Source organism: Bacteroides sp. ET336 (genome assembly GCF_024733815.1).
GTDB classification, from domain to species: Bacteria; Bacteroidota; Bacteroidia; order Bacteroidales; family Bacteroidaceae; genus Phocaeicola; species Phocaeicola cellulolyticus.
In genome coordinates this window covers 232,150-246,427 of sequence record NZ_JANRHK010000001.1, presented here as the reverse complement: position 1 = coordinate 246,427, position 14,278 = coordinate 232,150, and the positions used below count along the sequence as shown (strand labels likewise).

At 39.0% G+C, this 14,278-nt stretch carries 13 protein-coding genes; 4 read left to right on the top strand and 9 right to left on the bottom strand.

The features are described from left to right. Window positions 1-112 precede the first annotated feature (112 nt). Together NW213_RS01185 and NW213_RS01180 are read right to left on the bottom strand one after the other, a co-directional pair. Window positions 113-1,399 carry an NCS2 family permease gene (locus NW213_RS01185; protein WP_258321543.1) on the bottom strand — a complete coding sequence of 429 codons (1,287 nt, stop codon included), beginning with the start codon at window positions 1,397-1,399 and terminating at the stop codon, window positions 113-115. 30 nt (window positions 1,400-1,429) lie between these two features. Then, window positions 1,430-2,131, bottom strand: coding sequence for a DUF5020 family protein (locus NW213_RS01180; protein WP_258321542.1), 702 nt, complete (start codon window positions 2,129-2,131; stop codon window positions 1,430-1,432). A 113-nt stretch (window positions 2,132-2,244) separates the two neighbouring features. On the opposite strand from NW213_RS01180, the gene NW213_RS01175 reads away from it, so the two are divergent. Both NW213_RS01175 and serB read left to right on the top strand, forming a co-directional pair. Continuing rightward, window positions 2,245-4,221, top strand: a complete 1,977-nt coding sequence (locus NW213_RS01175) for an alpha-L-fucosidase (RefSeq protein WP_258321541.1) — start codon at window positions 2,245-2,247, stop codon at window positions 4,219-4,221. Window positions 4,222-4,248: 27 nt separating this feature from the next. Then, a complete protein-coding gene (gene serB / locus NW213_RS01170; RefSeq protein WP_154043653.1) occupies window positions 4,249-5,475 on the top strand; it encodes a phosphoserine phosphatase SerB in 1,227 nt (408 codons plus the stop codon). Window positions 5,476-5,589: 114 nt separating this feature from the next. Here serB and NW213_RS01165 read toward each other — a convergent pair whose 3' ends face one another. From NW213_RS01165 to NW213_RS01155, 3 genes are read right to left on the bottom strand one after another with little or no spacing between them, the layout of a single operon-like run. After that, window positions 5,590-6,045, bottom strand: a complete 456-nt coding sequence (locus NW213_RS01165) for a TspO/MBR family protein (protein ID WP_154043654.1) — start codon at window positions 6,043-6,045, stop codon at window positions 5,590-5,592. A 12-nt stretch (window positions 6,046-6,057) separates the two neighbouring features. Further along, on the bottom strand, window positions 6,058-8,247 hold the full coding sequence (locus NW213_RS01160) for a glutamine synthetase III (protein WP_154043655.1): 2,190 nt from the start codon (window positions 8,245-8,247) through the stop codon (window positions 6,058-6,060). A 49-nt stretch (window positions 8,248-8,296) separates the two neighbouring features. After that, complete coding sequence (locus NW213_RS01155; protein ID WP_154043656.1) at window positions 8,297-9,526, bottom strand: LL-diaminopimelate aminotransferase; 1,230 nt, start codon at window positions 9,524-9,526, stop codon at window positions 8,297-8,299. 225 nt (window positions 9,527-9,751) lie between these two features. On the opposite strand from NW213_RS01155, the gene NW213_RS01150 reads away from it, so the two are divergent. Beyond that, entirely contained in the window at window positions 9,752-10,639 is an 888-nt protein-coding gene (locus NW213_RS01150) for a YitT family protein (RefSeq protein ID WP_154043657.1), read from the top strand. A 20-nt stretch (window positions 10,640-10,659) separates the two neighbouring features. Further along, window positions 10,660-11,247, top strand: a complete 588-nt coding sequence (locus tag NW213_RS01145; RefSeq protein ID WP_154043658.1) for a Crp/Fnr family transcriptional regulator — start codon at window positions 10,660-10,662, stop codon at window positions 11,245-11,247. 85 nt (window positions 11,248-11,332) lie between these two features. Here the strand turns inward: NW213_RS01145 and NW213_RS01140 are convergent, their stop codons facing one another. The 4 genes from NW213_RS01140 to NW213_RS01125 all read right to left on the bottom strand — a co-directional run bounded on the left by NW213_RS01140 (window position 11,333) and on the right by NW213_RS01125 (window position 14,035). Next, the gene (locus NW213_RS01140) at window positions 11,333-11,968 is read right to left on the bottom strand and encodes an outer membrane beta-barrel protein (protein ID WP_154043659.1); all 636 of its coding nucleotides are present in this window, start codon (window positions 11,966-11,968) and stop codon (window positions 11,333-11,335) included. A gap of 14 nt (window positions 11,969-11,982) precedes the next feature. Next, on the bottom strand, window positions 11,983-12,603 hold the full coding sequence (locus NW213_RS01135) for a DUF4136 domain-containing protein (protein ID WP_154043660.1): 621 nt from the start codon (window positions 12,601-12,603) through the stop codon (window positions 11,983-11,985). A gap of 23 nt (window positions 12,604-12,626) precedes the next feature. Next, the gene (locus tag NW213_RS01130) at window positions 12,627-13,178 is read right to left on the bottom strand and encodes a DUF4251 domain-containing protein (protein WP_154043661.1); all 552 of its coding nucleotides are present in this window, start codon (window positions 13,176-13,178) and stop codon (window positions 12,627-12,629) included. A 164-nt stretch (window positions 13,179-13,342) separates the two neighbouring features. After that, the gene (locus NW213_RS01125; RefSeq protein ID WP_154043662.1) at window positions 13,343-14,035 is read right to left on the bottom strand and encodes a DUF4369 domain-containing protein; all 693 of its coding nucleotides are present in this window, start codon (window positions 14,033-14,035) and stop codon (window positions 13,343-13,345) included. Window positions 14,036-14,278 lie beyond the last annotated feature (243 nt).

Sequence of the window (14,278 nt, the reverse complement as noted above, 5' to 3'; positions counted from 1 at the left end):
CCTAAATTCAATCCAGCGAACATATAATGAACACATAAAAAACGCCTGGAAAACACCGTTCACTCAGTGTTCACCAGGCGTTAATTATGCGTTCGCTCAACGTTATCTATTATCAAACAAAGAACTTCAATACGAATATTGCAGCCAGTATATACATACCGATTGTAAGTTTCTTATACTTGCCAGTAAGCAGATTGATAAGAACATAGCTTATCATACCGAGTACGATACCGTCTGATATGCTGTATGCAAGAGGCATGAAAATGATACAGATAAATGCTGGAATAGCTTCAGAATAATCAGCAAAATTTACTTTAAGTACTGAAGACATCATCATCAAACCTACAAGAATCAATACAGGCGCTGTAGCAGCTCCAGGAACAGAAAGGAAGAAAGGAGCAAAGAACAATGAAAGCAGGAAGCAGACAGCTGTTACAAATGCTGTAAGACCACTTCTACCACCCTCGCCTACTCCTGAAGCACTTTCCACGAATGTAGTGATGGTACTTGTTCCAAGCATTGCACCGGCTGTAGTACCAATTGCATCTACCATGAATGCCTGTTTCAGATGAGGAATCTTACCGTTCTTATCCATCATTCCGGCCTTTGTAGTTACACCTACCAATGTTCCGATAGTGTCGAACATATCCACAAACAGGAATGTGAATACCACTACAATCATTTCCTTTGTGAATATATTGTGCCATTCAAACTGCCAGAAGATAGGTTCTATTGATGGAGGTGTACTGAATATACCGTCAAACTTTGTGATACCCATAGGAATACCAATAAGTGTTGTAATAAGGATACCAAAAAGCAAAGCACCTCTTACTCCCTTAACCAAAAGAAGTGAAGTAACCACAAGACCTATCATTCCAAGCAAAGCTGTACCTGAAGTGATATTTCCCATGCTGATAAGCGTAGCATCGTTGTTTACGATGATTCCCGCATTCTGCAATCCGATGAAAGATATGAACAGGCCTATACCGGCACCGATAGCATTCTTCAGTGTGACAGGTATAGCGTCAACAATCTTATCACGCAAGTTTGTTACAGTCAATAATATGAAGATAAGACCTTCAATCAATACCGCAGTAAGGGCAAACTGCCATGTATATCCCATAGTGAGACATACTGTATAGGCAAAGAAAGCGTTAAGTCCCATACCAGGAGCAAGTCCGAAAGGCAACTTAGCATAAAAAGCCATCAGCAGTGTGGCAAATGCAGAAGCTATTACTGTTGTTGTAAACAAAGCTCCCTTATCCATACCTGTGGCACTAAGGATATTTGGGTTTACGGCAAGGATATATGCCATTGTAAGGAATGTAGTGATACCTGCCAATACCTCAGTACGTACACGGTTAACATTCCTGTCGAATCCGAAAAGTTTTTCTAACATGATATTTCCTTATTTTTAAGAATTACAAAATTAGAATGACCATTTCATTGCCAAAGTAGGCATCCATTTCCAACCGTTCATAATACCGAAGTTTGAAGAAATTTCCCACTCAGTACCAACGCTTAAATTGAAATCATCTGCTACCTTATCAAACTTATTCAAATTCACCCAGAACTGTGGTTCTGTTATGAAAGTAAAGTTATGTTCCTCGCCTTTTTCGAAATCCTGATGTTTTTCTTTCCAGAAATCAGCAAATCCTGAGAATGTGTATTTACCCTTACAGAAATGCAGATACCATGTAGCTGTCAACTGGAAATTGTGTGGTTTTGGATTTTTCTGAATGATTTTATAAGTAGGAGTAAAAGTAAATCCTTTTGTAAAATCAGCATTGTTCCATGTATAAGTAGCACCCAAGAGGTAAGCATTCTTTATTCCATTAACTCCACCGTTATATTCCACGTGTGCAGAGAATGGTCCACCCCAGAAATTCAATTCACGGGCAATTTCCCAGTATGCACCGGTTACACCCTTGTTTGTGTAATCCATATCCACAAAGAAGAATGTACTACCCCATCTGTCAGGCTTGAACATTTCAACTGTAGTAGTAACCTTAGCTCTTGTACTCTGAGAGTCATAAATTGAGCTACCGAAGTCATAATGCAACTGAACATTCTGTGCACCCACAATCACTGTTATCATACAAATGATGATTGATAAAAACAGTTTTTTCATTGTCTTTTTTAGTTTTTAATGATAGTTATAAAATCAAGGTGCAAAAATACATAAAAGTTAGCATATCACAAAAGAAGTAATTATCTTTGCTCATCATTATATCATTATAAATTATGAAGATACGCATCTTATCCATATTCTCTTTACTGTTAATATACATAAACTGTGTTTCCGCACAGGTTTTGGAAAGTGCTTCAAAAGTATGGCAAGACAACAAGATTGCAATGAAAATTAATTTCCTTATGCCCAAAGACACCAAAGGAGATGGAGCAAGAATAGATTTCAATTATGCCAAGTTCAATGCAGATTCCATAGTGGCATTCGCTGCAAAATCAGGAATACGCACCATCATATCTCCAGCCAAAATCGGAAATATGTATTTATTCAATACGTCAACAGACAATAACTCATGCTATCATAAATATAACCACAGGGATATTATAAAGGAACTTAGCATGGCATGCAGCAAAAGGAAAATACAATTCGGAATTTATTTTCCTATTTCAGAAAAGCATGATAATAACGGATATCCTACATCAGAAAAGCTGAACGGACACATAAAAAAACAAATAACCGAGTTAATTACCAAGTATGGGAAAATATCGGAAATAAGCTTCGACCTGGGAACCAGATCTCCTGAAGAAAGTAAAGAGCTATACTCTATGATACACAAGCTGCAACCGGACTGTATGGTAAGCAATGATGCCGGAAATGGATATTATGACTTTTGCAATATCCTTAAATATCATTTTCAAAAAGATTTTTTAGAATGCAACTGGAGATACGACTCTTCCCTATCTTTTCATACATCATATTTCGAAACAGACAACGCACAGTCTGACGCCAAAAGAATAATACAGAAAATGGCAGAGGCAGTATCATATGGAGGTGGATTCATGCTAAACATGCATCTGGACAAGAATTGCCAGATATATGCTTATGATAAAGAAATAATCAATAATATAGGAGACTGGCTGAAAAAAAACAGCTTTGCGATATACGGTACCTCACGTACTCCTTTTTTTGATAAATTCGACTGGGGAACTGTTACAAGGAAAGACAATATGCTGTATTTCATTTTGTCCGGCAAATATCCTAAGGACGGAAAAATAAAAATGTATATGCCTGAATACGAACTGGAAAGAGCCGACGGCAAACTGGCCACTTGTATTCAGAAAAACGGTCTTATAGATATTGCAATACCTGCATCGGCATACAAAGGAAAGACTATAAATGTGCTCACTCTAAAATTCAAACAGGATATACTTGACCAACAACCTGAAGCGATAAGGACAATAACCCTGAAACAGCATAATGCCATACCTCTTTACAGCATTTCCGGATTTGATTTCGGCAGTACGTATAGAAGCACTGTAAAATATTCATGGTACTTCGAACAGCTGATGCTAAAACAGCTTGAGTTATTATATACCGAACAGGAAAAAGGAAAGAAAATAGAAATAGTGCTTGACGGAAAGACTTATAATGTCACACTGAACAATGGTAAACCGTCTTCTCTCACTGCTACCGACGGAATAGTCTGGGGCAAACAATACATCTGTGGTCCTGACGAAAAAATGTTCCATACACCCCACACCATAATGACAGACATTAAAAATCCGCCTGTCGAAAACTCTGCATGGAAGGAAATCACTATAGGCAAACATACATTTGACGCTAAGCCTAAAGATACATATTATGTGATGCAAAACATCGAATCGCCTAGGGAACAGAATATAATAATAGATGCAGGAGCCGGAAACGGTATAGAGATTTATCTGAACGGAAAATCTATAATGAAACATCTGAACCCTTACGGATGCAAGTTCAGAACAGAAAAAGTACTTCTGCCACTAAAAAAAGGGAATAACCAAATAGTAATGAGAATATACAACAGGTTCGAAAAGAACATAAGCTACATTCTCTGTCCGTCTAAAGAGCAGACTATTTACAAACAGGATTTTACACTGCAGGAAACAAGCAAAAAGAAAAACCACAAACTGACCGTACGCCAAACAGGACTCACTTCGGAGAATGACGATACGGAACTTTCAAACCTGCGCATAAGACTCAGAAGAATTGCATTATAAAAAACAAATACATATTGTCAAAACATTATGAACACAGAGCTGACACTAATAAGAATAACAGGCATCGACCGTCCGGGACTTACAGCTTCAGTAACGGAAATATTATCAAAATATGATGTAACAATACTGGATATAGGTCAGGCAGACATACACCAGACACTATCGTTGGGGATACTGTTCAAAAGCAAGGAGACTGAATCGGGAAACATAATGAAGGAACTCCTGTTCAAAGCATCGGAACTGGGTGTAAACATACGATTCTATCCGGTATCTGTAGAAGAATACGAAAACTGGGTTTCAATGCAGGGAAAAAACAGATACATAATCACAATATTAGGCAGACGACTGACAGCGAAACAGATTTCTGCCGCAACAAAAATCATAGCTGAACAGGGACTGAACATCGACTCAATAAAACGTCTCACAGGACGTGTGCCACTTGATGAAGAAAAGGCAAGCGTAAGATCTTGTATAGAATTCTCTGTGAGAGGAAATCCGAAGAACAGAGTGGAAATGCAGCGCAGCCTGATGAAACTGAGCAGCGAGATGGGAATGGACTTCTCATTGCAGCTTGACAATATGTATCGCCGTATGCGAAGACTTATCTGCTTCGATATGGACTCTACACTGATACAGACCGAATGTATAGACGAATTGGCAGAACGTGCCGGTGTAGGCGAACAGGTAAAAGCCATAACAGAACGTGCTATGCGTGGTGAAATAGATTTCAAGGAAAGTTTTACAGAGAGGGTGGCACTGCTTAAAGGGCTTGACGAAAGTGTGATGAAAGAAATAGCAGAAAACCTGCCTATCACGGAAGGTGTGGAAAGGCTTATGTTCGTGCTGAAACATTACGGCTACAAGATAGCCATACTTTCCGGAGGGTTTACCTACTTTGGAGAATACCTGAAACGTAAATTCGGAATAGACTATGTATATGCCAACGAGCTTGAAATAGAGAACGGAAAACTCACCGGAAGGTATCTGGGCGAAATAGTTGACGGAAAACGAAAAGCCGAACTGCTCAGACTGCTGGCACAGGTAGAAAAAGTTGACATTGCGCAGACAATAGCAGTGGGCGACGGAGCAAATGACCTGCCTATGCTTTCTACTGCCGGACTTGGCATAGCATTCCACGCCAAACCTAAGGTTGTGGAAAATGCCGAACAGTCCATCAACACAATAGGACTGGACGGAGTGTTATATTTCCTGGGATTCAAGGATTCTTATCTTGACGAGAAAGGAAAACTGTAAATTATACCCTAACACTACCTTCTGCTGACAACTGTGGGCAGATATTGAAACAAAAAAATTCCGGAACAAACCTGATAAAGTCTGTTCCGGAATTTTCATTTTATAGAGGTAATGTCAATTATTGATCAGTATATATCCATTCAGATAAGTAGCTATAACCAACCATAGTATATAAGGTATAAACATATACAGAGATGGTTTATCCTTCTTACTTACGGATATCATAAAATATACAACAGAAGCGTCAAGCAACAATATATCTATAAATCCCCAGAAAGGCATACGCATAGTGAAGAACAATATGCTCCAAAGGAAATTAAACACAAGCTGAACCATCCAGATTACAGTACTTTTCTTGTCTCCTCTGTTCAATACTCTTCCCAATGAAAGCCCCATCAGCAGGTATATAACCGACCATGCAATAGGAAATGCTATATTTGGCGGAGTCAGAGCTGACTTATTCAGATTAGGGTACCACTCCATCATGGACTCAGACTGAAGCCTGCTTGCAGCAAAGCCAATGCCGAAACATAAGAGGACAGGCCATATATAATTGATGATACGCTTCATGACATTCTGTTTTTATCTTATAAACAACAACTCTCTATATTTAGGAAGTGTCCACATACGGTCATCGACAATAAGTTCCAGCTTGTCGATATGATAGCGGATAAGTTCCAGCATAGGAGCGATATTGTCATGGTATGCAATGGCTCTTTCGCGGATAGACTCTATTCTGTTGGCTACCTTACGGGCTTCAACCATAGCGTCAACGTTTTCCTTGATATATGCTGTATGTTCAGCTATTTCCTTGATGATAGCTATATTCTCAGCCGAAAGACTGTTAGCCTCATCATCAGAGAAGATTGACTTCATCTTATAGACATTATCTACAAGTTTTGTCTGGTATTCAGTAGCTACAGGAACGATGTGGTTCATAACCAGATCGCCGAGCACACGGGCTTCAATCTGGATTTTCTTTACATACATTTCCCATTTCACCTCATTACGCGCTTCCAATTCCTTACGGTTCATGACGCCTGTTGACTCAAACATCTTGATAGTTTCAGGCTTCATGTAGTTGTCGAATATCAGAGGACAGCTGGTCTCACAGTCCAGACCACGACGTTTTGCCTCTTCTTTCCATTCGTCGCTATATCCGTTACCGTCGAAACGTATAGGCTTGCATATAGTTATATACTTGCGGATAGTCTGAAGTATAGCCGACATCTTAGGTTCACCCTTTTCGATAAGCTCGTCAACTTCCTTCTTGAATATCATCAACTGTTCTGCCACAGCAGTGTTCAATGCTATCATTGCACTTGCACAGTTAGATTCAGAACCCGGAGCACGGAACTCGAATCTGTTTCCTGTAAATGCGAATGGCGAAGTACGGTTACGGTCTGTATTATCTATCAGCAGTTCCGGAATCTGAGGAATGTCAAGCTTCAATCCCAACTTGTCGCTCAATGACATGAACTCGTCTGCCTTGCTTTCTTCTATATGGTCGAGCACCTTACTCAACTGAGAACCGAGGAATGAAGAAATGATTGCTGGAGGAGCTTCGTGTGCTCCAAGACGGTGAGAGTTTGTTGCACTCATGATAGATGCCTTGAGCAATCCGTTGTGGTGATAAACGGCCATCAATGTATTGACAACGAATGTGATGAAACGCAGATTTTCTTCCGAAGTCTTACCCGGAGCCATCAGCAGCACACCTGTATCAGTACCAAGCGACCAGTTGTTATGCTTACCAGAACCGTTCACACCCTTGAAAGGTTTTTCATGAAGCAACACCCTGAAACCATGGTTACGTGCAATCTTACGCATGAGCGACATAACAAGCATGTTGTGGTCAACAGCCAAGTTACATTCCTCATAGATAGGTGCAAGCTCAAACTGGTTTGGTGCAACCTCATTATGACGAGTCTTGACAGGGATACCAAGTTCAAGTGACTGGATTTCCAAATCCTTCATAAATGCAGCCACACGTGTAGGGATAGCACCGAAATAGTGATCTTCAAGCTGCTGGTTCTTGGAAGCCTCATGTCCCATCAGCGTACGTCCTGTAAGCAACAGGTCAGGACGTGCAGCATACAAGCCTTCGTCAACAAGGAAATACTCCTGTTCCCATCCCAGATATGAATATACTTTCTTTACAGAAGGGTCAAAATAGTGTATTACGTCAAGTGCAGATTTTGTCACTGCATGTATAGATTTCAAAAGAGGTGCCTTATAGTCAAGCGACTCTCCTGTATATGCAATGAAGATTGTAGGAATACACAATGTATCATCAACTACGAACACTGGTGATGAAGGATCCCATGCACTGTATCCGCGAGCTTCGAAAGTATTGCGGATACCACCGTTAGGGAATGACGAGCCGTCCGATTCCTGCTGTACAAGGAGCTTTCCCGAAAAATCTTCAAGCATGCCCCCTTTACCGTCATGTTCCACAAAAGCATCGTGCTTTTCGGCTGTACCTTCTGTCAAAGGCTGGAACCAGTGAGTATAATGTGTCGCTCCAAGTTCTACAGCCCATTTCTTCATTCCGGCTGCAACTTCATTTGCTATACTGCGATCCAAAGTGGCACCATTATCTATCACATCAATAAGTTTCGTATAAACCTTGCTTGGAAGATACTTGAACATCTTCTCGCGATTGAATACATATTTGGCAAAATATTCACTAGGACGCTGTGACGGCGACGGCACATTTACAGGTTTCTTGTGAAAAGCCTCTTCTACTACTTTAAATCTTAATTGTGACATAATACCTAAGTTTGTATTTATAATATTGGTTGTTTATTCAAATGTAAATCTATATGTTTTGACAGATTCTCTGTATTCCTTCCTTACACCTGTCCCTATCGCCGAATGCCGTAAGACGGATATAACCTTCTCCGCTCGGTCCGAAACCTATTCCAGGTGTACTGACTACCTGCGCCTCGTAAAGAAGTTTATCGAAAAAGCCCCATGATGTCATCCCCTTAGGAGCCTTGACCCACAAATATGGAGCATTCTCTCCGCCATATGCTCTCAGACCGATACTGGTGAGTCCCTTTTTCATTATTGAGGCATTCTCCATATAGTAATCAATCATGGCTTTGACCTGTTCTTTACCTTCCGGACTATATACAGCCTCTGCGCCTCTTTGTGCAATGTACGACGCGCCGTTAAATTTGGTTGTCTGTCTTTTAAGCCATAATTTGTTTAGTGAGATTCTTTCCCCCATAAGAGTTGAAGCGGTAACTTCCTTTGGAACTACTGTATATCCGCATCTTATTCCGGTAAAGCCTGCTGTTTTTGAGTAACTTCTGAATTCTATGGCAACTTTCTTTGCACCTTTTATTTCATATATGGAATGAGGGATATCCGGTTGCCTGATATAAGCTTCGTATGCCGCATCAAACAGTATAAGCGTATCATTCTCTATAGCATAGTTCACCCATTTTTTCAGTTCTGCCTTAGTCAATACAGTACCGGTAGGATTATTTGGGAAACATAAATACACTATATCGACACGTTGCTCCGGAATAGGAGGAATGAAATTGTTCTCCGGACTGCACGGCATATATATCACATTGCTCCACCTGTACCCTTCACCCAAGGTACCCGCGCGTCCGCATGATACATTAGAATCTATATATGCAGGATATATCGGATCGGTTACTCCAATGCTGTTGTCATGCCTTAATATATCACCGAAATTGCCGGAATCCGTTTTCGCTCCGTCATTAATAAATATCTCGCTATGTTCCAGACTGATTCCCCTTGACGCATAATCATGCTTCAATATGGCATCTATAAGAAAGCTGTATCCCTGATCAGGTCCATAGCCATGGAATGTTTCTGCTTTTGCCTGGTCCTCAAGTGCCTTATGCATAGCATTCAAACACGCTTGCGGTATCGGACGGGTAACGTCACCTATTCCCAAATTAATGACATCCGCCTTAGGATGAGTAACCTTAAAAGTATTTACCTTTTTCGCCAAGTCAGTAAATAAATAATTGTCGGGCAGTTTTAACAAATGTTCGTTGACTAATGCCATATATCATATTTTTAGTCTATTCGGCTGCAAAAATATGAAAAAAATGTCATTAATGAAATATAAAACGGCGCTTTTGTATATCAAGTTACGTCTTTACTAAACTTTTTTTACATTCTGATATTAATCCGCATTTTTCACAATTGATTTATATCAATAATTATTTTTTTTAGTAACTTTGCTGCGGTTAAAAAATATAATTGTTTTACTAATAAAAATAGATGAAAGATGAGTTCTATTTTTCAGAATTTGAATAGACAGCAATTACTTAGAGAAACTAAAGACTATCTATTGATTGCATTAGGGATGATTATGTACGCCATAGGATGGACAGTATTTTTATTACCGAACAATTTACCTTCCGGTGCTGTTCCTGGCATTGCTTCTGTCGTATATTGGGCAACCGGTTTTCCTGTACAATATACATATCTGATTATTAATTTCAGCCTGCTTCTTCTGGCATTAAAGATTTTAGGACTAAAATTCTGCCTGAAAACAATATTTGCGGTAGGTGTGCTTACGTTTGCAACACCAATATTCCAACATTTTGTAAAAGGCTCACTTATAAGCGACCAGCCTTTCATGGCATGCGTGCTTGGAGCATCTTTCTGCGGTGGAGGTATAGGTGTGGCATTCTCGGCAAACGGCAGTACAGGCGGTACTGATATCATTGCAGCGATTATCAACAAATACCGCGACATCACGCTTGGAAGAGTAATCCTTATATGCGACATTATAATTATTTCATCCAGTTATTTTGTACTGCATGACTGGGAAAAGGTCGTTTACGGATACGTAGTATTATTCATATCAAGCTTTGTACTTGATCAAGTAGTGAACAGCGCACGCCAGTCTGTACAATTCTTCATCATATCCCGTAAATACGAAGAAATAGGTAAAAGGATAAACAAAGACCTGCACCGTGGTGTTACATTTATTGACGGAGTGGGTTGTTACACCAACAACAACGTAAAAATGATGTTCGTTCTTGCCAAAAAGCGTGAGTCAAATATGATTTTCCGTCTGATTAAAGACATTGACCCTAACGCTTTTGTATCACAAAGTGCGGTAATCGGTGTATTTGGTGAAGGTTTCGATAAAATCAAAGTTAAGTAATAAATAATAATCCAATGAATATGAACTCAAATTTAGATATTGCCAAAAGGATATCCTCTACATTGGATTGTCCGTTAAGTAAAGAAGTATTAAAGGCATTTGCCGAAATACTTACAGTTGAGAAATACAAGAAAGGTGAAAAAATACTGGACGAAGGTCAAGTATGCAAGTCACTATATTTCATAGACAAAGGCATGACACGCCAGTTCTATTTCAAATACGATAAAGACCTTACAGAACATATCGGATACGAAGATGCGATAATAGTATGTCTGGAAAGTTACTTTAACGAAGAACCTACAAAATTAATGATTGAAACCCTGGAGCCAACCATAGCATGGAAAATCGACAAACATGACATAGAGCGTCTGGCATCGCTAAACAGCGAAATAGGAACATTATACCGAAGGATATTCGAGAAATCATTAATCACGTCACAGCAGAAGGCCGATACGTTAAGGTTTGAACCTGCAAACGAAAGATACAACAAGCTCATGCAGAGACATCCGGAAATACTGAAGCGGGCTCCACTTATATATATAGCATCATTATTGCAGATGACTCCGGAGACTCTCAGTCGTGTACGCTCGGCCAGTCTAAACTCATAAAAAGAGAATAATACATTTTAAAGCAATAAAGGCAGGAAGTTTTAACTTACGGTTTTAAACTTCCTGCCTTTTATGTTTTATTTTATCAGAATATTACTCCGACACGGAATCCGGCATTATTCTGACCATTTATCTCACTGGTTAAAGTATATGTCTTGTTTGTTCCATAACTATAATATCCTGCCACATGGAATCCCCACTTTTTAGTCTTGCACGGATATATATTAAATCCGATTTCCGGAGAAACATATCCTCCCCATGCTTTATCATACAAACCTTTTATACCATAATATGTAGTGTTTCTGGCAAACATCGTACCTGCCTTTAATCCAACATAAGGGACAAAATGCTTTCCATCCCACAATTTATAGTTTGCCACTACACCAAAAGGCACCTGGAATGCCGAACGTTGCTGGTCAGTTGTCAGACTTTCAGTAGGCGAAAGCTGCAATGTCTGTCTTTCCACATATTGATGGTTTGAATGAAATGAAGCAAAAACTCCCAGTTCCCAACGAGGATTAACTTCATACTTAAATTCGTAATTCATTCCCCAGCCGCTGATTTTGTCTGCATATCCGGTAGAGAACGGAGCATTGACCTGCCAGTCTATCACAAGATTCAGATTCCGTACATCCCATTGTGCGTTTGCAGATAGAACTAACGCTGAAAGAAAGCAGCAAAATACAATCAACCTTTTATATATGCTATTATAAGTTTTCATTTTTACCTCCGTTTTTAATTGTTACATTGAATATATTCCGATTGTTTGAAAGCCTGTTCCACTGAATTTACAAGCAACTGCAGATTATACATACCGCTATATTGCGCTCCGGAGGCATTGGCATACCATAACACCGGAATATTCTTTCCGTCAGAATCACCTGTCAAATCCACCATTTCCATAACCAGAGTGTTGGTGCTATAAGTATAAGTCACCGGATAAGGATAATACCATCCTCCCCACCATGGGCCCCAATAACCGTAATCCCACCATCCGCCAAAATATCCTCCGGATACGACCTGATACGACTCATCAACATAAGACAGCTGAATACCCAGATCTGCATTATCCTTATCTTCCGGATCTGTCAAACGGGTATAGCCACGTTCATTCATCTGACTTTCTACAGCTTTTATTATCTTCATTGCATTTTCATCCTTCCAGTAAGTAGCTTTATGTCCTCCAGCTTCCAATATACTGTCCGGTAGAAAATATGTTTTGTAACTTCCAAAATCAGCACTACTGTCATAATCAGTATATACCGTCAAATCTGTGTCAAGTTCTGACATGTCAGGATCTTTTTCGCACGAAGCTAACGCAAACATCAAACAAGCAAAAAATAATAGTTTTTTCATATTCACAAGTTTTAAAATGATTATCAAATAGAATTTCCTTTAAATACGCGGCTCTTATAATAAGGAACAATATATCCGCTCAGAGTAATACGGTTTGAGTTGAAATTTGGTGATATAGTCACAGACGCTTTATTGGAGCCTGCATACTTAACGATATTGACTACTGCAGAAATTCCAGCCCCCATAACATTCATCGAGATACTGATATTACCCTTTTTGTCTTGCTTCTGTTTATAATTCGATATGTTACCATCAAGTGTTATACCGCCAATGCCGTTAGGTCCGGACACAGGCACATTAAATGAGACCTGCACCACCGACTTGTCATCGGCAACAGAAACGAAGTTTGTATTAGAATTCACAAACACGGTTTCTCCACGTTTGAACTCCACCTTATCTGCCTCCAATACAAAATGTTTGTCTGTAATAGCTTTCTCTGCCTCGAACGATTTCAGACTGTCAATCCTCTCCTCTAACAGTTTCTCAGAATCAATGTTTTTCTCACACTCCTGCGAATAAACATTACATGCCATAAAAGGCATCATCATAATAATGAAGGTTACAACTATTTTCATACTAATTCTCCTTTCTTTTTTAATTCAAAGCAAAATTAGAATGATAAATTTACCTTTAAAATAGAAATTTCCTATATTATCATAGGGATTTGTATATTTCGAATAGGTGATTTTCCCCCTTAATTACCTGGATTTCCAAAATGATATTATCAGCCCTGCAGGAGTCATTGCAAAGGCTGTTCGCTATACTCACCAGCCAACGTGATATAGTTTTTTACCAGATAATTATTCTTGAACACTTCAGGAGCCTCGTCCACAATATCCTTCATCAAAGGAGTCATAAACGGATAAGGCAAAGAATTGCCTATCATTATAAATACTCCAGGACCTAAAACATTTTCATAATTTGTTTGAATAAATGTCTTTACCAGATTATCCATCTGTTTTCCTACAGATGCCCTCTGTTTGTCTATCTCAGCCTGCACAGTATTTATATCTATGCCATCCATAATCATACGGCTTTCTTCCCTCTCCACTTCATATGCCTTATCATCAATGTCAGTCTTTTCTTCGATAAATTTATTAAAGCTGTCGTTAAGAGGAGTTCCCTTTATGGAAATGCCTACATTATCTATTTCAATATTAATATTCCCCTCTTCCAGAACAAGCGGCATTATACATTCATCGTCCATATAAAGCGATGCAAGCACTACAGAATCCACCTTACCATTCATACTGAAATATCCATGAATAACTTCTGCAGAATCTATGCTGACAAGCTGGTCTCCTGAAACAACCTTTATGAACAGCATCTTGCCATCAAGTCTGGAAACGGAAGTTACGCCATCTACCTTATACTTTTTTCCGCAAGACACCAATGTAGTTATGAATAATAAGACAAAACAAAACCTATACATATAAATAAAAAGAAATTATTCTGCTGCAAAGGTAACTCCTTTATGATTTCACAAGAAAATTTTTATCACAAATTATACTAAATACTTGACGATTATACATTTAAAAAAGATGAAAACATGATGTAAGAGATTATATTTCGTTACATTATGAATATTTTTATATCATAAAAACAAACTTATTTTGTCCGTAAATGTTATCTTTGTATCCTATTTAGTGTTCATTGATAAAGGTATATATGTATT